Source organism: Deinococcus rubellus, from assembly GCF_025244745.1.
GTDB lineage: Bacteria > Deinococcota > Deinococci > Deinococcales > Deinococcaceae > Deinococcus > Deinococcus rubellus.
This window is the reverse complement of sequence record NZ_CP104213.1, coordinates 1,177,818-1,195,769: the sequence shown is the minus strand read 5'-3', so window position 1 is coordinate 1,195,769 and position 17,952 is coordinate 1,177,818. Positions and strand designations below refer to the sequence as shown.

The window sequence follows — 17,952 nt, the reverse complement described above, 5'->3', positions numbered from 1 at the left end:
GGACGTTTCCCCCGTCCCCGCAGGCGTAAACTGGCGGCATGATCAAGACCCGTGACCCCGCGCTCGTGCCCATCGTTGCCAAGGTGGTTTCGGGCCAGCGCCTGACCTTTGCCGAGGGCATGGTGCTGTTCGACACGCCCGACGTGAACGCCCTGATGCGCCTCGCCAACCTGGTGCGCGAGCGCCAGCACGGCGACAAGACTTACTTCGTCCACTCGATGCGGCTGGAATTCACCAACATCTGCTATGTCGGCTGCACCTTCTGCGCCTTCGCCGCCCACAAGGGCGAGGAGCGCGCCTGGGACTACGACGCCGACGCGGTGGTCGAGCATGTGCGCGCCAAGTACGAACCCGGTCTCACCGAGCTGCACATGAGCAGCGGCCACCACCCCAACCGCCCCTGGAGCTTTTACCCGGAGATGGTCGGCAAGCTCAAGGCCGCGTTTCCCGAGTTGCAGGTGAAGGCCTTCACAGCCGCCGAGATCGAGCACCTCTCCAAGATCAGCAAGAAGCCTACCCTGGACGTGCTGCGCGAACTCCAGGCGGCGGGCCTGAGCGCCATGCCCGGCGGCGGCGCGGAGATTTTCGCCGACCGGGTCCGCAAGCAGGTCGCCAAGAACAAGGTCAAGGCCGAGAAGTGGATTCAGATTCACCGCGAGGCCCACTCCATCGGCATGCGGACCAACGCCACCATGCTCTACGGCCACATCGAAACGCTGGAAGAACGCCTCGATCACATGGACCGACTCAGAACCTTGCAGGACGAGACAGGCGGCTTTCACGCCTTCATTCCGCTGGCGTTTCAGCCGATGGGCAATACCCTGGCGCAGAATCTCGGCAAAACCGATTACACCACCGGGCTGGACGATCTTCGCAACCTGGCCGTGTCGCGCATCTACCTCGACAACTTTCCGCATATCAAGGGCTACTGGGTGATGATCGGCAGCGAACTCACCCAGGTGAGCCTCGACTGGGGGGTCTCAGACGTGGACGGCACCATCGTGGACGAGCACATCGCCCACGCGGCGGGCGCGACCAGCCCACTGGGACTGAGCAAGGACCGCATGATCAGGATGATCCAGCAGGCCGGGCGTTTGCCAGTGCTGCGCGACGCCTATTACAACGAGCTGGAAATTTACCCGGCCCACGTCGAGGCGGCGGATTGAAACTGCTGCACTCCGGGTCGGCCCAGCCGTGAGCGCCTCCCAGGATCAGTCAGGCCAGGACCAGTCGGGCATCGCTGGCCTGGACGAATTTCTGGCGCTCAACGCCGTGCTGATTCTGGACGATGCCTGGAACGCCGCCTATACCAGCCGCGACACGCAGGCGCTCGCGGAGCTGATCGCTGACGACTGGCTGGGCTTCTTGCCGGACGGCGCGGCGGTGGGCAAGGCGGCCCTGCTGCGCGCCCTCAGCGTCTACCCGGACGAGCTGCTGGTCTTCGAGCGCCGGGCGGCCCAGGTCTGCGGCGACACCGCCTTCACGCGTGGCCAGCTCAGCACCAATGGGGTGCATGCCCAGGGCTTCCTGCGCGTCTATGCCCGCCGCGCCGGACAATGGCAGGCGGTGGCCGTGCAGGTCGTGCCTTAGCGCCAGCCACAAAGGTAAAGACCCTTTGAAATGCCTGGGCCAGCCTTCTCACACCGACTCTCCAGTATGAGGCATGACCGACAAAACAGCGGCAAGTGATTTGAAGGACGGCTACACCGGCGAGAGCGACACCACGCCGAATGAGACCATCAGCGAGGCGATGCAGGGCGGCACCGGCGAGATGGACGCCAACGGCCTGGCCCCCGGCTTCGAGTCGGAAGGGAAGGTCGAGGAGCTGAAGGAAAATCTGGGCGCGGAGTACGGCGCAGACGAGTAGGCCGCGCTCAACTTCAGCTCACGTTTGACCTTGCTTGCGACGGCGGGGTTTTTTCTTATCTCGATTTTATAGCTCCGCCTTCTCCGATTCTGGCAAGCGCCGCACTGGCAGCCGGACCCAACCCCGGCGCGAGAGCCAGCGGGCCAGAGCGACCACCGCAGCGGCGAGTAGCTGGGTTTGCAGATCGGGAAAATAGGGGTGGATGAAATACACCGTAATGCCTCCCAGCGCGGCGGCAGTGGCGTAGAGCTGATCATTGCGGTACATCACTTCCGGCACCTGGGCGGCCAGCAGATCACGGATGACACCTCCGCCCACGCCGCTGAGCATCCCAACGAAGGTGACGCCCAGCAGTCCCAGACCCAGGCGCACCCCCAGCAGCGCGCCGCTGGCAGCGAAGAGGGCCAGGCCGATGGTGTCGAACAAGCTCAGCGTGCGCTCGAAGCGGGCCAGCCGCTCTCCGAAGGCGAAGGCCAGCAGCGCGCCGCCGAGGGCCACCCACAGATACGTCTCGTCTTTCAAAAAGAGTGGCGGGGTGTTGCCGGTGAGGGTGTCGCGGATACTGCCGCCGCCCACCGCCGTGACACTGCCCAGCACCAGAACGCCAAAAATATCGAATTGCCGCCGGATGGCAGTCAGTGCCCCCGATAGCGAGAAGGCGAAAATTCCGGCCAGATCGAGGTAATGCAGCCCGGTCTGGATGGTGGCGGGGTCAACGTAGGGAAAGGGAGAGCCGTCGGACACGGGGACAGCTTAGCTTGTGGCTTGCGGGAAAGGCAGGTTCGCTTTGCTCACCACTCGCCGTGAACGGGAGGAATGGGTCCATCCAGGTGTCGGTCCATGACGATACACCCATGAGGATGCCACTCCTTATCCACTCTGTCCCTGCGGGACATTTCCTCCCCTGAATAGAGAGGACAAAAACCTCGCCCCTCTGCTCCGCAGCTTTGCAAGTCCCCTTTGAGGGGAAAGCGGAGTGGCGGGAATGGAGTGGGGAGCAAAGAGAGCATGCCCTTTCGACACGCCACACGCCACGCGCCCCCTACAGCTTCAGTTCCCCCTCCCGCACCACCGAACCGCTTACTTTCAGTTCGCTGGCGAGTTCCTGCGAGGCCTGCTGGCGCTCCCTGTCGAGGTAAGTCTGGGCGGTGCCGACTTCCTTGGCCAGAATCTGGGTGGTCTGACGGAAGTTTTCCAGCGCCCGCACCTTGTACTCGCTGATGGCGTCGAGCGCCGCATAGACATTCTTGAAGGCAGTCTGGAGCTGCTCGACATTGACGGTGGCGCTGCCCGCACCTTCCTGAATGCGGGCCGACTGGGTTCTGAGCAGATTGGAAGTGCTCTCGATCATGTTGCCTGTGGTCGTGTTGAGCGCCGTGACCTGCTCCAACACCATCTGCTGAGTGCCGAGCGCCTGCGACACCAGCACGGCGGTTCTGAGGGCGCTGATGGTGGTCGTGGTGGCGCGGTCCACCCCCTTGACCAGTTCCAGGTTGTTCTTACGGACCAGATCGAGCGCCAGGTAACCCTGTACACTGACGGCCAACTGGGTCAGCAGATCGGTGATGCGCTGGCGAATGGCGAAGAGGAGTTCCTCGCGGACCATCCGGGCCTTGTCGGGATCGGTCTGTTCGAGCAGCGTCAGACGCTCAGTCAGGGCGTCGTCCACTGCCTGGCCCACGTAGGCGTACTGACGCAGCTTCTGCATCACAGTCCAGAGCGCCACCTTCTCAGTTTCAATCGAGGCGTTGTCCTTCCTGAGTTCGTCCTGCGAGCGGTAGAGCGTGTCCAGAATGGCGTTGAGGTGGTCCTGGGCGCTGGCGTAGCGCTCCATGTAGCTCTGCACCTTCTTGCCGCCGGGCAGCATTCCGAAGAAGCGCCGGGCCGGGGTGCCGCGCGACGGGTCGAGGTCCTCGACAGTATGGCGCAGATCGGTCAGACCCTTGATAATGCTCGATCCCTCGTCGAAGACACCCGCTTTGGTGGCGCGCAGGGGCCGCTCCAGCATCCGGTTGCTGACCTGCGCCGCGCTGCGCTGCTCCTCCATGCCCAGCGCGTGCACCGAGTCGAGCTTGCGCTTAAAGCCCTCACCGTGCGCGTCGAGCTTGGTCACGTCCTGCACGAAGGCGCGGGCCATCTCGTCGAGGCGGGTCTTGTCCTCGCCGCTCAGCGGGGTCATGTCGCGGCCCTGGTCGGGGCCGATGCTGGGCACAGCCCTGGGAGCTTTAAGGGTTTCGGGCGGCGTCAGGGTGTCCAGATCGGCGTCACTCATGGCTTAGAGTACGCGGCCAGGGTGAGGAGGGTTGCGGGGGCGGAATGAAGGCAAGGAAAAACCCGCCGAAGCGGGTAATTGGGCTTGAGATGACGAAGAGGCTTTACTGGCGCAGCGCGGCCCAGGGGTTGAAGAGATACGGGTTGAGCGCCTGCGAGGCAAGCGACTGCACATCATTCTTATTCTTCCAGGTCAGACGACCCGGCGTCTGGTTAGCGGCCAGTGCAATCGTCGTGTTCGCACCGTTAACAGTGACGTCCATCACGTTCCAACCTTGCTTGAAGACCAAGCTCTGGTTGATGCTGCCGAAGCCGATACAACCCGTGTTGTTGACGGTTACTGTACCTGCAACAGTGGCAAACCACCATGCCTTGTACGACACGGCGTTTCCACTGGGCAACGGGCTAAGGTTCTCGGCCACGAAGGTCATCCCCTTCATGCTGTCGAGCGTGGTAAAGGCGATGGACTTGAAACCGCTGGGCGCAGTTACATTATTGGTGGTACACAGCCCGAAAGTGCTGTTGGCATCATTCAGGAGATTACCGTAGGTGCCATTCATGATGGCCGTGCTCGGCAAACCCAGATCGAAGTTGCCGTTGGAGGCAATCGGCGCACTCAGCCCGGTCAACTGCTGCTGAATGGTATCGGCTGAGCCGGCCGCAAACGGCACCAGCATGCCCGAAATTGCTGTCGGCTGGGTGGCTGGCGGCGGGTTGACGGTGATACTGCCACACGCGCCGAGCAGCAGCGTCGTGCCGAGCAGGGCCAATGCCACAGCGGGCTTCTGGAGGGCAGAGGTGGACCGGACTTGAGGTTGCAGTGAGGGAGGTGTTAATTGTGTCATAGGTCCATCATGGCGTTCACACACCCTCACCAACTAGTCCAGTTTTGGTCGCATTTCTCTCACTTCGCGTCATATATGAGAAACTTAAAGTCCCGTCAGGTCACCGTATCCAGAATCACTGCCCAGCCGCACGGTCAATGACTTCGGGTGCACCCAGAAATCTCGGCTGGGTACCGCGCCACACGTCCAGCAGCGCCGAGACGCGGGCCAGCCACTCGCGGCCCTGCACCCGTCTCCCCGCCGGACCGCTCACGTCGCGGGCATCGAAGCCGATCACGTCCAGGCCGTGCGCCCGCGCCAGATAAATGGCCCGCTCGTTGTGAAAGCGCTGGGAGATGACCGTGAAGCGGCCCTGACCGAACACCTTGCTGGCCCGCACCACCGAGTCGAGGGTGCGGAACCCGGCGTAGTCGCGGTAGAGGTGCGCCGCCGGAATGCCGCCCGCGAGCAGATCGGCGCGCATGGTGGTGGGTTCGTCGTAGCTGCGGTGGGCATTGTCGCCCGACAGGATCAGGTCGCTGATTTTTCCAGCCCGGTAGAGCGAGAGCGCCGCCTCGATGCGGTAGCGGTAATACGGGTTGACGCCGCCGCCGCTGAGGTATTTGCTGGTGCCCAGCAGCACGCCCACCTGCCGAACCGGAACAGCATTCACATCGCCGTAAAGTCGCCCCTCGGCGCTGCTCAGCACCTGCTGGTTGGCGATCAGCACCAGTGCCACCGTCAGCGCGGCGACCACGCCCAGTATCAGGCCACAGGCGGTCAGCAATCTGCGCCAGCCCTTTCCCTTTGACCAGGTCAATCGGCGGCCCACATCTTCTCTTTTTCAAGGCACTGCCCCGCTGACGTGTCTTGCTGGTCCAGCCCCAGCATGGCCCGCACCGCCCGCATGAATCCCTCGTCATCGAGTGTGCGGTAAAAGTGCGCCCACTGGAGGCGGCGGTAAGTCTCGGCGGCCTGGAGGCGCTCGCCTTCCCGCGCGTAGTCCAGCCCGCTCAGCACGGCGCGGCGGCCCAGCGTCTGCCCGTCCAGCTCGGCCAGGGTCTTGGGTCCCCAGGCGAACGATACCCGGCCCTGACCAAGCCAGCGGGCCAGGGCGTCCTCGGGCGGCAGGGCGTAGAGCACCACCTCACCGCTGAGATTGGCGTCGCCGTCCAGCAGCGTCACACCGGGAATGTGGCTCTGAAGGTACCCGGCCACCTCGCCCACCGCGTAGGCCAGCGCGCCGTCCCGAAGATGCTGCATGGCCGTTTTGGGATCGAGACGTGCCAGCACGGGGCCGCCGCCCGGTTCTCCGGCGAGGCTGAGCGCCTCCGGAACGCGCAGCGCCTCGCCCAGAAACTCGGCCTTCTCGCGCCCGTTCCAGGCATTGCGCTGCAAATGCAGGGCGAAGTCGTGCGGCCCCGAACGGGTGCGGCCCTCGCGGTACTTGATCCCGCGCACCCCAAGAGCCGTGAAGCTGAGGGTGCCCCTGTCCTGGCCGATCAGCTTGGCGGCTTCTAGTGGGCCGCGCAGGTGCCACAGGGGCGCACGGTGGCCTTCCCCGAACGGCTCGAAGCGCTCAATCTCGCCGATCAAATCGAAGTCCGCGCACCCGGCGGGTAGCAGCGCGTCGAGCGCCACCGTCGGCAACGGGCGCGGAAACTGCCGGGCATAGTTGTGGATGCGGTCCCGGAAAGCGGCAAACTGGTCCATGTCAAGCGAGAAGCCCGCCGCACCGGGATGCCCGCCGAAGCGCTTGAGCAGATGTGCCGAGTCGTAGAGGCCCGCCACCGCCGAGATGCCGGGCGTGCTGCGCACCGATCCCTTGCCCTGCGCCACGATATACACCGGCCTGTAGTACGTTTCGAGCAGCTTGCTGGCAACGATCCCCATCACGCCGGGGTGCCAGTCGTCTTTGGTGATGACCAGGGCCGGGTCGGCGGGGTCGACCAGTTGCAGCGCTTCCTTGAACATCCGGTCTTGCAGCACCCGCCGCTCACTGTTCTTGATCTCCAGGTAAGTGCTGAGCTTCTCAGCCTCCAGCTTGTGGGTGGTGGTCAGCAGCTCTAAGGCCACATCGGCCTCACCCATCCGGCCCGCCGCGTTGATGCGCGGGGCCAGCACGAAGCCCACGTCGCGGGCCGTCACTTTTTTGAGGCCGTTCATCAGCGCCCGCACACCGGGCAGCTCAGTCCGCCCGAACTCCAAGAGACCGGCCACCACCAGCGCCCGGTTCTCGCCCACCAGCGGGGCCACATCGGCCACCGTGCCGAGGGTCGCCAGCGGCGTCAGGTGAATCGGTGCAGGCAAGCCGAGATGCTGATACACCGCCCACAGCAAGTGGTAGGCCACACCCGCGCCGGTCAGGTTATGGATGGCCGGGTCGTAGTCGCGCGTCAGCTTGGGATGCACCACCAGGCAGTCGGGAAAGTCCGGTCCCGGTGAGTGGTGGTCGGTGACGATGACCTCCACGCCACCGGCCAGCAGACTCCTGATCTCCTCCAGATTGGTCACGCCGCAGTCCACCGTGATCAGCAGGTCGGCGGCCTCGGCGTGCTCGGCCACCCGGTCCGGATGCACGCCGTAGCCCTCGTTGAGCCGGTGCGGAATGAACCCGTGAACGTTCGCGCCCACCTCGCGCAGCCCCCACACCAGAATGGCAGTGGCGCTCACACCGTCGGCGTCGTAGTCACCGTGAATGCGGATCCGCTTTCCGGCTTTGATGGCCCGCACAGTGCGCTCGGCGGCTTCCAGCAAGCCGGGATTGGGCGTCAGCGCCAGCTCCGGCGTCAGGTGGGCGCGGCGCAGCCCCCTGGCCGAGAGCACCTGCGCCAGCATCGGTGACACCCCGAACTCGGCCATGACCCGCAGGAGTTCGGCGCGGCTGGCCGGTGGGCTGAGCAGCCAGCGGGCCTCGGGAGGACGCTCAGTGGGGGCGGCAGTGGGCAGGGTGAGATTCAAGATCGGGCCTCGGCAGGAATGGAGACGGAGACAGAAGATGGGGGCGGCTGCACCGCCAGCGGAGCGGCCTCGCCCAGCCGCGAGCGCAGGGTCAGTTGCAGCCGCTCCTCGGCCTCACGGCGGCGGCGCAGATCGGCGCGGCGGCGCATTCGGAGCCGGGCCAGCGGGGGCAGCAGCAGGAGAGCGCAGTAGACGGCCCCCAGCAAAAGCGCCAGCCCCAGTGCCAGGCCGGTGGGCAGCAGCATCTCACCGTCAGCAAACGGCAGCGGCAAGCGCACCCGCCCCGGATTTTCCAGCGACACCAGCAGCAGGTAGCCGCCGAGCAGCAAGAGCAGCAGGACCTGGAGAAACTGCACGAAACGCATACTGGAAGTCTAGCGCCACCGGGACCAGCAAAAACCCCCGCAGTGGCGGGGGCAATGAAATGGGTGTGTGCAGAATCAGGCCGAGGCGGGGGCTTCACCGGCGTTGCGCTTGCGGCGCGGAGCCCGCTTGACCGGCTCCCCGGTTTCGCCACTGCCCTCTCCGCCGCTGGGCACAGCCTGCACGCCGCGTTCCAGGGCTGCTAGGCCGCCGACGATGGCCACGTCCAGCACCTGATCGAGGTTCTCAGCGGGGTGAAAGGCCATGCTGGAGCGCAGGTGCAGTGGGATGTCGCGCAGGTCGGGTTCGTTGGACTTGGGCATGATGATGTGCTTGATGCCCGCCCGCCGAGCGCCCAGCACCTTTTCCTTGAGGCCGCCGATGGGCAGGTAGCGGCCCGTCAGGGTGATCTCGCCGGTCATGGCCACGTCGTGCCGCGCCGGGATGCCCGACAGCGCGCTGATCAGGCTGGTGGCAATCGCGCCGCCCGCGCTGGGACCTTCCTTGGGAATCGCGCCCGCCGGGAAGTGGACGTGAATCTCCGAGTTGTCGATCTTGTCCTTGTCGATGTGAAACCGCTCGGCATTGGTCTTGATGTAGGTCAGCGCCGCTCTGGCCGACTCCTTCATCACGTCGCCGATCTGCCCGGTGAGCAGCAGGCCCTTGCCAGGGCTGACCGAGGTTTCGATGAACAGGATGTCGCCGCCGACCGGGGTGTAGAACATGCCAGTCGCCAGGCCGATGGTGTCCTCGCGGGCCTCGGTCTCGGGGGTGTAGCGGCTCTGGCCCAGGTAGCGGTCCAGCTCCTTGTCGGTCACCTTCACACGCTTGGCGTCGCCCCCGGCCAGTCGGCGGGCCACCTTGCGGGCCACCGTGCCGATCTCGCGCTCCAGGTTTCGGACCCCAGCCTCGCGGGTGTAGTTGGAGATCAGCCGCTCCAGCGCCGCGTCGGTGATCTGGATCTGGTTGCTCTTGAGGCCGTTCTGGTTGAGCTGGCGCGGCATCAGGTAGCGCTTGGCGATTTCGAGCTTCTCGGCCTCGATGTAGCTCGAAAAGTCGATGACTTCCATGCGGTCCATCAGGGCCGGGGGAATCTGCTCGGGGTAGTTGGCCGTGGCGATGAACATGACTTCAGAGAGGTCGAACGGCACACCCAGGTAATGATCGGTGAAGTTGAAGTTCTGGGCCGGGTCGAGGACTTCCAGCAGGGCCGAGCTGGGGTCGCCCTGATGGCCGTTGCCCAATTTGTCGACCTCGTCGAGCAGCACCACCGGGTTCTTGGTCCCAGCGGTCCGCAGGCCCTGAATCAGGCGTCCGGGCATCGCGCCGATGTAGGTGCGGCGGTGGCCCCGGATGTCGGATTCGTCGCGCGCGCCGCCCAGGGCAATGCGGACATACTTGCGTCCCAGCGCCTTGGCAATGCTCTGGGCGATCGAGGTCTTACCGACACCAGGAGGGCCGGTGAAAACCAGAATCGGTCCCTTGTTCACGTCTGAGGCGTCGATCTCGCCGCGCTCGGCCCGCGACTTGCGGAGCTGGCGCACGGCCAGATACTCCAGCACCCGGTCCTTGACCTTTTCCAGGCCGTAGTGGTCCTCGTCGAGAATGCGGGCGGCCTCGTTCACGTCGAGCTGATCGTCGCTGCGAACATTCCAGGGCAGCTCGGTGACCCAGGTCAGATAAGTGCGGATCACGCTGGCTTCGGCAGCGTCGGGGTGCATCCGGCTCAGGCGGTTGAGTTCGCGATCGATTTCCTTCTTGACATCCGGGTTCAGGCCCAGCGCCTCGATCTTGGTCCGCAGCTCCTCGGTCTCGTCGGTCTCGCCGTCCTCGCCACCGTGAAGTTCCTTCTGGATAACCTTCATCTGCTCGCGCAGGTAGTACTCGCGCTGGTTGCGGTCAATCTCTTCCTTAACCTGGGCGCGGATTTTTTGCTGCACCGCCATGACTTCCTGCTCGGCGTCGAGGAGGGTCAGCACCTTCTTGAGACGTCCGGTGAGGGTGGCCTCTTCCAGCACCGCTTGCTTGTCTTCCAGACGGAAATCCATGTGGAAGGCGATGAAGTCGGCCAGTTCGCTGGGATCTTCCTTGCCCTGAATGGCCTGCACGGCGTCGGGGGTCAGACCCTTGCCGCCCTGGATGACGCTCTCGAACTTCTCATTGAGTTCGCGGGTCAGGGCCTTGAGTTCCACCGGCTTTCCGGGCTTGCTGACCACTTCCTGCACGTCGGCGCGCAGGTACTCGGTCTGTGTGTAGCGGGCCACCCGCACGCGCGACAGCGCCGTGACCAGCATCTGCACCGTGCCGTCGGGGTTCTTGCGGACGCGCAGCACGTTGCAGGCGGTGCCCACGTCATAGAGGTCCTCGCCGGTCGGGTCGTCCACGTCCTTATCGCGCTGCGAGACGATCAGGATGACTTTTTCTTCCTCCATCGCGGCCTCGATGGCGGCGATGCTGATGGCGCGGCTGGCGTCGATATGCTGCACCATCGTCGGGTAGATCACGCTGCCGCGCACTGGGCAGACGGGGATGTTGAAGGGAATGATGGGTGTCTGGGGGGTCTGATTCTGGGGGGTCTGGCTCTTGTCGGTCGGCATGAAAGGCTCCTTTCTTCCGGGTGGAACACGCTATTCTGGGTCATCTCGGAACCGTTCAATCCAAAGCGGCTGCCTGTCAGACGGAGTAGCGCAGATAACTTGAGTCCCATACTATCAAGTAAGCGCAGTGATGACAAGTAGGCATTGTTGCTGAGACAGAGAGACCGGACACCCCGTGGGGACCGCTGCGGCGCAGGAAGCGAACGTTGCCTGACACGCTGTTATTTTAGCCCGGCGGGCCTGACACAACCCTCACCCCAAGCTGACGGGGCATTCACGCTTGGCGTGCGGTGCAGTCCTGAAGTCCCCCGACAGTCAGACCATCCAGCCGCTAGACTGCCCGGCATGAGCCGCGACGACTTTCCTCCGACCCTGCCCGGGCAGCCGCAGAGCGGCGCACGCATGTTAGAGCTGGTCTTTCCCAAGGACACCAATTATCACGGCACGGCCTTCGGCGGCTTTGTTCTGTCGCTAATGGACAAGACCGCTTCGGTGGCCGCTGTGCGCCACGCCAAGCATCACGTGGTGACCGCCCGCATGGACGCCGTGGATTTTCACCTACCGGTGCGGGTCGGTGACGCTCTGGCACTCGAAGCCCAGGTGATCCGGGTGGGCCGCACCTCGATGACCGTGCGGGTGGACGTCTACCGCGAGAACCTGATGAGCGGCGAGCAGCAACTGGCGACCAACGGCACCTTCGTGTTCGTGGCGGTGGACCTGGATGGCCGCCCGGTGGCGGTGCCGCCCCTGACACCCCCTGCGGACAGCACCACCCGCAACTAAGTAGAACAACGTTTATCTTCAAGTAAACCGAGCGGAACGAGAAGGCGCAAAAGTACGGCCAGACGAGAGTGTAGGGATGAAGTGTTTTTTGCAGAATCCCGAAACGGCAGTCTGACCGTACTTAGCCGTCTACCGATACGGCCAACACCGCTTCAGGCCCGCGCCGCGCCGACCATCCAACGGGCGGCAGGCTGTGCGCTCGGCAGCTCGGCCCGTAGGGTGGGCAGCGAAGCTGGGCCGAACATCTGCTCGAAGCGCTGCGCGAAGGCCGCCAGCACGTCCTGGGCGCGGCGGCGCAGCCCGGCAGCCTGGAGGGCCGAGGCCCACTGCGAGCAGGCCACCTCGCAGAGCGGATCGAGGTCGCAGCGGCGGCTGGCGAGAGCGCTGGCCTGGGCGAAGTCGCCCGATTGCATGGCCGCCGTAAACAGCCGGGCCAGGCGCTGGTCGTACTCGTCGCGCAGTGTCTCGCCGCGCCAGGTCAGATAATTGTCCCAGGTGGCGTTGCCCCGCAAGTACAGGCCTGCCAGAAACGCGCCGTGATGCCAGGCCAGCGCTTCGCCTGCATCGAGACCGCCCAGCGCCCACACGTCGAGCTGCGCGCCGCTGAGGTCGAGCGACAGCCCGCACCAGTGGGTTTCCAGCCGCCCGGCTTCCTGACCCAGCGCCTGACGGACATGCAGCGCCGCCGTTCGCAGCGAGCCGCTGTTGGGCGCGTCGGGCCACAGCAGTTCGAGCAAGGTGTCTTGCGGCTGCGGGCCTTCCAGCGCCAGATACAGCGCCAGCGCCAGCGCCTTGCGGGTCCTGAAGTGGGCGACCTGACCGCCGATTCGCACGGACGGCACTCCCATCACCCTGATCTGCACGGCACTTTGCATCGTTTTTCCTCCCTGACGGCGCGAGTTGGTACTCGGATGTTGTTCGGCTTGAAATCAGTGTGCGGCTGAGGCGTAACACCGCCGTGACGAGCGCGTGATGCGGGCGCGGGCTAGGCTATGCGGATGACCCCGCTGCTGCCCCCGCACCTCTTCGACTCGCACCTGCACACGCCGCTGTGCGGCCACGCCACAGGCCATCCCCGCGAGTACGCGCAGGCCGCGCTGGACCTCGGCCTGGCCGGACTCTGCTTCACCGACCACATGCCGATGCCCGCCTGGTACGACGCACCCTGGCGCATGAAGCGCAAGCAGCTCGGCGAGTACGTCAGAACGGTGCAGGAAGTCCAGAGGGAATTCGAGGGCCGCCTGAGCGTGCGCCTGGGCCTGGAGGCCGACTTCCACCCCGGCACCGAAGCCTACGTGCGCGAGGTGCTGGAGGCGCATCCCTGGGACTACGTGATCGGCAGCGTGCATTACATCGGCGCGTGGGGCTTTGACAACCCAGAATTCGTGGACGAGTACGAACGCCGCGACCTGACCGACCTCTACCGCGAGTATTACGCCCTGGTGGAAGGCGCGGCCCACAGCAACCTGTTCGATGCCATCGGCCACCTCGATCTGCCCAAGAAGTTCGGCCACACCGACCAGGACGGTATGGCCGCTTTGCACGCACTGGACGTGATCGCCGCGCAGGGAGTGAGTCTCGATTTCAACACGGCAGGCTGGCGCAAGCCGGTGGCCGAGGCCTATCCGGCCCCCGACCTGGTGCGGGCGGCGGCCACGCGAGGCATTCCCTTCGTGCTGGGCAGCGACGCCCACACACCCGGCGAGGTGGGCTGGCGCTTTCACGACGCCCTCAAGGAGATTCACGATGTTGGCGGCGCGGTGGTGGCCTATGCCGGGCGAGAGCGGCTGAGCGGAAACTGAGGCGACGTGTCGGCGGGCGGAAGTCGTGACGCGGCTGGTCGGCATGGGGTCTTCACCTGTGGCCCACAGTCTGCGGGCCGCGCTGTCCCGGTGTCTTGAGGCTGCCAAGTCCCAGAAGGTGGGACAAAGGAGGCAGAACTGAGGGCAGAGACCTGGAGAGCATTCGCTTCGCTTACTTACCCCCTTCCAACCTTCCCGCCAAGAAGGAGGAGAAAAAACCTGAAACGTACACCGCCTTCCAGCATTGCTGGCCGGGCAGGTCTGCGGCACCGTGTCCACGCCAGCAGCGCAGGACAGTGGGGCACGACGGTAGGGCAGGTTGGCGCAAGCAACCGCAAGAAATGCAGGAGGATCCATCCACAGCGGAGCGCCAACTCGCCCAATCATTCCAACCCAACCAAAACCCGCTACCCTGACTCCCATGTCTCCCTTCGACAAAAAGGCCGCCGCCGCTGCCCTGGAAACCACCGCCGATCTGCTCGACGTGCTGGGCGCAGAGGCGTTCCGGGCACAGGCCTACCGCTCGGCAGCCCGCAGCATCGAGACGCTGGAAGACTGGACTGCCGCTGCGCAGAGCAACTTCAAGGGCATTCCCAAAGTCGGCACGGCGCTGGCCGGGGCGCTCATAGAGGCCGTGCAGATCGGGCGCTTCGGCCCGCTCGATGAGGCCCAGGCCCAGGTGCCGCCCGGCGTGGTGGACCTGCTGCGGGTGCGCGGCCTGGGGCCCAAGAAAGTCCGGGCGCTGTGGCAGGCAGGCTTCGACTCGCTGGAAGCGCTGCGGGAAGGGCTGAATAATGGCAGCGTGACCGCGATCAAGGGCTTCGGCGCGAAGACGGCAGCGACCCTGCTGGAAGCGGTGGAATTCGTGCTGGCCTCACAGGGCCGCCAGCGGATGAACACCGCGATGGACGTGGCTGAGGAACTGATCAAGCGCTTGTCGCACCTGGACGCCCGAACCAGCGGGGACGTGCGCCGCCACTCTGAAACGGCCCGCAGCGTGCGCGTGACGGTGAGCGCCACACCGGAGCAAATTCGGGCCGCGCTGGAAGGCGTTGAGCTGGAGCAGGTGGACAAGCGCCCGGTGCTGGCCGGAAGCTGGGAAGGCGTGCCCATCGAGATTCCCTATGCCGGAGCCGAGGTGCGCGGGGCGCTCGATCTGATGATGGGCGGCAGCCGCCCGTACCGCGAGGAGCTGCGGGCCGAGGCCGCCCGGCAGGGCTTCGACCTCAACGGACGCGGTCTGCACCGGGGAAAGCAGGGCATCGGCGAAACACTGCCCACACCCACCGAACAGGACGTACTGAACGCGCTGCGTCTCCCCTACCGCCCCGCCGAGTACCGCGAGGCCGAGCACGACGACATCTGGCAGGATTTACCGACCGTTGACGAATTGATCACCGCCCAGCAGATCAAGGGGCTGATTCATACCCACTCCACCTGGAGCGACGGTGCGGCCAGCCTGCGCGAGATGGGAGAGGCGGCCCGAGGTTTAGGCGGCTACCTCGGCACGGCAGATCATTCTCAGAGCGCCTTCTACGCCAATGGCCTCACTCCGGAACGGTTAAGAGCGCAGCTGAAAGAGGTGCGCGAGTTGCAGCGGGCAGGCCTGCCCCTCATCGCGGGCAGTGAGGTGGACATCTTGGAGGACGGCTCGCTGGACTTTAACGACGACCTGCTCTCTGAACTGGATTACGTGGTGGCCTCGGTCCACAGCCACTTCACGCTGGGCGAGGCAGCGCAGACCGAGCGCCTGATCAAAGCTGCCTCACACCCGCTGATCACCGTGCTGGGCCATCCCACCGGCAGATTGCTGCTGCGTCGCCCGTCCTACCCTGTCAATCTGGATGCTGTGCTGGACGCCTGTCAGGCCCATGGCACGGTGGTGGAAATCAACGCCAGCCCCTACCGGCTGGATATAGATTGGCGCTACGCCCTGCGCTACCGGGGTCGCCTGAAATTCGCCATCAATACCGACGCGCACGCCGTTCACGGGCTGGACGATACCCGCTACGGCGCATGGGTGGCCCGAAAAGCCGGACTCCGACCAGAGAACGTGGTGAACACCCTCTCGCAGACCGAATTTCTGAATTTCGTGGCGGCGCAGCGGGCCAGCCGACTTCAAAAGTAACGGGGAAGTGAGCGGCGAAGTGGCTTGACAACGCGGCTGAGCGTGGCAAGATGAGACGACCATTTAACGAACATTGACCCCCAAACCGGTCAGGAGGCCCTATGAACCACCCCTTAAAAAATACTTTAAGCTTGATGCTGCTCAGCACCCTCTCCCTCGGCTCGGCCCAGAAAGTCGCCAGCCCGATTCCGATTGGCATTGCCGTGGCGCAGACCAGCAACGCCTCGCTGTTCGGCCAGGAACAGGTGATTGGAGCCAGGCTGGCGGAAAAGTTCCTGAACGCACGCGGCGGCGTGGGCGGCACCCCGATCAAACTGGTCTTTCAAGACACCAGCGGTGACGAGGCTGGAGCCATCAACGCCTTCCAGAACCTGATCAGCAAAGACAACGTGGTGGGCATCGTCGGGCCGACCCTGTCTCAGCAGGCTTTCAGCGCCGATCCCATCGCTGACCGCGCCAAGGTGCCGGTGCTGGGGCCGAGCAACACCGCCAAGGGCATTCCGCAGATCGGCGCGTACATCTCCCGCGTTTCTGCGCCGGTCACGGCGATTGCGCCCAACGCCCTTAAGCAGGCACTGAAGATCAATCCCAAGATCAAAAAAGTGGCGGTACTGTACGCCCAGAACGACGCCTTCTCGACCTCTGAAACAGGGATTTTTCAGCAGACCGCCAAAGACCTTGATCTCAATGTGGCCACGGTGCAGAAGTTTCAGACCACCGACAACGACTTCACCACCCAGGTGACGGCGGTGCTGGGCGAGAACGTTGATCTGGTGATTATCTCCGGCCTGGCCAATGACAGCGGTAACCTGATCAAGCAACTGCGCCAGCTCGGTTATAAAGGCCTGATTGTGGGCGGCAACGGCCTGAACAGTTCCAGTATGTTCCCCATTTGCGGTCAGTACTGCGACGGCGTGATTGTCGCGCAGGCGTATAGCCCCACCCAGTCAAGCGCCGCCAATCAGCTGTTTGCCCGGGAATACAAGGCCCAGTACAAGAAAGACCCGCCTCAATTCGCTGCCCAGGCCTATACCGGGGTGCAGGTGTTTGTGGACGCCCTCAAAGTCCTTGATCACAAAAAGAAGATTGCCGACTGGGACTTGAGCGACCTCAGAATCGCCCTGAACAAGCAACTTCTGATTGGCAAATACAAGACGCCGCTGGGCGACCTCAGCTTTGACAAAGACGGCGATATTGTGCAGCAGGCCTTCTACGTGGCGCAGATCAAGATGAAAGACACCAAGAACGGCACCTTTGTTTTTTTGAAGTAGTCCCCGAAGATAAGGGTCAGCCGTTGGCATTAGAGACACGGCTGGCCCCATCTTTTGAGTGAAGCAGACAACATATGTCGCTTACGCTGGTAAAAGAGGAGCGTCCCCATTGGAACTGAGCGGTTTTTTGCAAAATGTCCTCAACGGCCTGGCGATTGGCAGTGTCTACGCCATCTTCGCGCTGGGCTATACCCTGGTCTTTTCTATTCTGGGCATCATCAATTTTGCGCACAGCGCGGTCTTCACGCTGGGAGCGTATTTCACCTACACCCTGATCTCCGGACAGTTCGAAAACAACGGCCTGCTCAAAGGTCTCAATGTCTTTCCGAACGGCTCGCCGCTGGCTGGAAGCGCCTGGGGCTTTGCCCTCTCGGCGCTGATCGGCTCGCTGCTGGCGGGGGTGGTCGGCGTCATCATCGAGCGGCTGGCCTTCCGGCCCATGCGGTCACGCGGCGCTGATCCGCTACTGGCTTTGGTCAGTTCTCTGGGCGTGGCACTGGTCATCGTCAACCTGATCCAGATTCTGGTGGGCGCGGAGAGCTACTCGTTTCCCGACGGCATTTACGGCAACCTGCCGCCCGCGCTGCTGTTTCATCTGGGCGACAAGGTCATCATCATCCGCACCGTGCAAGTCATTATTTTTGCCGTCAGCATGGTGCTGCTACTGATTCTGGGCTTCGTGATCGGGCGCACCCGCACCGGCAAAGCGCTCCGGGCAGTGGCTGAAAACCCCGGCACCGCCTCGCTGCTGGGCATCAGTGTGGACAGGTTCATCATCATTACCTTCTTTCTGGCGGGCTTGCTGGGCGGGCTGGCCGGAACCCTGGTGGGCAGCTCGTTTGGCATCGCGGGGCCGTATTTCGGCGTGACCTTCGGCCTCAAGGGGCTGGCAGTGATTGTGCTGGGCGGCCTGGGCAGTATTCCCGGCGCGGTGGTGGGGGGCCTGGTCATCGGGCTGGCCGAGGCGTTCGTGCCTGCCGAATACAGCGCCTACAAGGAAGCCGTCGCGTTTGCACTGCTGTTTATCATCTTGCTGGTGCGTCCCCAGGGCTTGCTCGGCCAGGCCCGGATTCAGAAGGTTTAGG

The 17,952-nt window shown here is 64.2% G+C and carries 16 protein-coding genes; 8 read left to right on the top strand and 8 right to left on the bottom strand.

Annotated elements, in window-relative coordinates:
* Window positions 1-38 precede the first annotated feature (38 nt).
* The 3 genes from mqnE to N0D28_RS06250 all read left to right on the top strand — a co-directional run bounded on the left by mqnE (window position 39) and on the right by N0D28_RS06250 (window position 1,867).
* Complete coding sequence (gene mqnE, locus N0D28_RS06260; RefSeq protein WP_260561510.1) at window positions 39-1,166, top strand: aminofutalosine synthase MqnE; 1,128 nt, start codon at window positions 39-41, stop codon at window positions 1,164-1,166.
* 28 nt (window positions 1,167-1,194) lie between these two features.
* Window positions 1,195-1,590, top strand: coding sequence for a nuclear transport factor 2 family protein (locus N0D28_RS06255; RefSeq protein ID WP_260561509.1), 396 nt, complete (start codon window positions 1,195-1,197; stop codon window positions 1,588-1,590).
* Window positions 1,591-1,663: 73 nt separating this feature from the next.
* Window positions 1,664-1,867 (top strand): hypothetical protein, encoded by a 204-nt coding sequence (locus N0D28_RS06250; RefSeq protein WP_260561508.1) that lies wholly within the window; start codon window positions 1,664-1,666, stop codon window positions 1,865-1,867.
* Window positions 1,868-1,933: 66 nt separating this feature from the next.
* Here N0D28_RS06250 and N0D28_RS06245 read toward each other — a convergent pair whose 3' ends face one another.
* The 7 genes from N0D28_RS06245 to lon form a co-directional block, all read right to left on the bottom strand.
* Window positions 1,934-2,611 carry a trimeric intracellular cation channel family protein gene (locus N0D28_RS06245; protein ID WP_260561507.1) on the bottom strand — a complete coding sequence of 226 codons (678 nt, stop codon included), beginning with the start codon at window positions 2,609-2,611 and terminating at the stop codon, window positions 1,934-1,936.
* Window positions 2,612-2,909: 298 nt separating this feature from the next.
* Window positions 2,910-4,139 carry a toxic anion resistance protein gene (locus tag N0D28_RS06240; protein ID WP_260561506.1) on the bottom strand — a complete coding sequence of 410 codons (1,230 nt, stop codon included), beginning with the start codon at window positions 4,137-4,139 and terminating at the stop codon, window positions 2,910-2,912.
* 103 nt (window positions 4,140-4,242) lie between these two features.
* Window positions 4,243-4,914 carry a hypothetical protein gene (locus N0D28_RS06235; RefSeq protein WP_260561505.1) on the bottom strand — a complete coding sequence of 224 codons (672 nt, stop codon included), beginning with the start codon at window positions 4,912-4,914 and terminating at the stop codon, window positions 4,243-4,245.
* Window positions 4,915-5,098: 184 nt separating this feature from the next.
* Complete coding sequence (locus N0D28_RS06230) at window positions 5,099-5,794, bottom strand: SanA/YdcF family protein (RefSeq protein ID WP_260561504.1); 696 nt, start codon at window positions 5,792-5,794, stop codon at window positions 5,099-5,101.
* Window positions 5,779-7,824, bottom strand: a complete 2,046-nt coding sequence (locus N0D28_RS06225; RefSeq protein ID WP_260561848.1) for a single-stranded-DNA-specific exonuclease RecJ — start codon at window positions 7,822-7,824, stop codon at window positions 5,779-5,781. Before N0D28_RS06225 ends, N0D28_RS06230 begins: the two co-directional genes overlap by 16 nt.
* 95 nt (window positions 7,825-7,919) lie before the next feature.
* The gene (locus N0D28_RS06220) at window positions 7,920-8,288 is read right to left on the bottom strand and encodes a hypothetical protein (protein ID WP_260561503.1); all 369 of its coding nucleotides are present in this window, start codon (window positions 8,286-8,288) and stop codon (window positions 7,920-7,922) included.
* A gap of 75 nt (window positions 8,289-8,363) precedes the next feature.
* A complete protein-coding gene (lon, locus tag N0D28_RS06215) occupies window positions 8,364-10,883 on the bottom strand; it encodes an endopeptidase La (RefSeq protein ID WP_260561502.1) in 2,520 nt (839 codons plus the stop codon).
* Between the two features lie 345 nt (window positions 10,884-11,228).
* Between lon and N0D28_RS06210 the strand changes: the two genes are divergently transcribed.
* Window positions 11,229-11,666 carry an acyl-CoA thioesterase gene (locus tag N0D28_RS06210; RefSeq protein ID WP_260561501.1) on the top strand — a complete coding sequence of 146 codons (438 nt, stop codon included), beginning with the start codon at window positions 11,229-11,231 and terminating at the stop codon, window positions 11,664-11,666.
* A 152-nt stretch (window positions 11,667-11,818) separates the two neighbouring features.
* Here N0D28_RS06210 and N0D28_RS06205 read toward each other — a convergent pair whose 3' ends face one another.
* Window positions 11,819-12,541, bottom strand: coding sequence for an AfsR/SARP family transcriptional regulator (locus N0D28_RS06205; protein WP_260561500.1), 723 nt, complete (start codon window positions 12,539-12,541; stop codon window positions 11,819-11,821).
* A 123-nt stretch (window positions 12,542-12,664) separates the two neighbouring features.
* On the opposite strand from N0D28_RS06205, the gene hisJ reads away from it, so the two are divergent.
* The 4 genes from hisJ to N0D28_RS06185 all read left to right on the top strand — a co-directional run bounded on the left by hisJ (window position 12,665) and on the right by N0D28_RS06185 (window position 17,951).
* A complete protein-coding gene (gene hisJ / locus N0D28_RS06200; RefSeq protein ID WP_260561499.1) occupies window positions 12,665-13,468 on the top strand; it encodes a histidinol-phosphatase HisJ in 804 nt (267 codons plus the stop codon).
* A 421-nt stretch (window positions 13,469-13,889) separates the two neighbouring features.
* Entirely contained in the window at window positions 13,890-15,596 is a 1,707-nt protein-coding gene (locus N0D28_RS06195) for a DNA polymerase/3'-5' exonuclease PolX (RefSeq protein ID WP_260561498.1), read from the top strand.
* Window positions 15,597-15,697: 101 nt separating this feature from the next.
* Complete coding sequence (locus tag N0D28_RS06190) at window positions 15,698-16,867, top strand: ABC transporter substrate-binding protein (protein WP_260561497.1); 1,170 nt, start codon at window positions 15,698-15,700, stop codon at window positions 16,865-16,867.
* A 109-nt stretch (window positions 16,868-16,976) separates the two neighbouring features.
* Entirely contained in the window at window positions 16,977-17,951 is a 975-nt protein-coding gene (locus N0D28_RS06185; RefSeq protein WP_260561496.1) for a branched-chain amino acid ABC transporter permease, read from the top strand.
* The last annotated feature ends 1 nt before the right edge of the window (window position 17,952 follow it).

Bases quoted from the DNA above. Each gene is read 5' to 3' on its own strand.
- N0D28_RS06225 (WP_260561848.1), bottom strand. From the start codon at position 7,824: ATGGCCGAGTTCGGGGTGTCACCGATGCTGGCGCAGGTGCTCTCGGCC.
- N0D28_RS06250 (WP_260561508.1), top strand. From the start codon at position 1,664: ATGACCGACAAAACAGCGGCAAGTGATTTGAAGGACGGCTACACCGGC.
- N0D28_RS06210 (WP_260561501.1), top strand. From the start codon at position 11,229: ATGAGCCGCGACGACTTTCCTCCGACCCTGCCCGGGCAGCCGCAGAGC.
- hisJ (WP_260561499.1), top strand. From the start codon at position 12,665: ATGACCCCGCTGCTGCCCCCGCACCTCTTCGACTCGCACCTGCACACG.
- N0D28_RS06220 (WP_260561503.1), bottom strand. From the start codon at position 8,288: ATGCGTTTCGTGCAGTTTCTCCAGGTCCTGCTGCTCTTGCTGCTCGGC.
- N0D28_RS06240 (WP_260561506.1), bottom strand. From the start codon at position 4,139: ATGAGTGACGCCGATCTGGACACCCTGACGCCGCCCGAAACCCTTAAA.
- mqnE (WP_260561510.1), top strand. From the start codon at position 39: ATGATCAAGACCCGTGACCCCGCGCTCGTGCCCATCGTTGCCAAGGTG.
- N0D28_RS06195 (WP_260561498.1), top strand. From the start codon at position 13,890: ATGTCTCCCTTCGACAAAAAGGCCGCCGCCGCTGCCCTGGAAACCACC.
- lon (WP_260561502.1), bottom strand. From the start codon at position 10,883: ATGCCGACCGACAAGAGCCAGACCCCCCAGAATCAGACCCCCCAGACA.
- N0D28_RS06190 (WP_260561497.1), top strand. From the start codon at position 15,698: ATGAACCACCCCTTAAAAAATACTTTAAGCTTGATGCTGCTCAGCACC.
- N0D28_RS06205 (WP_260561500.1), bottom strand. From the start codon at position 12,541: ATGCAAAGTGCCGTGCAGATCAGGGTGATGGGAGTGCCGTCCGTGCGA.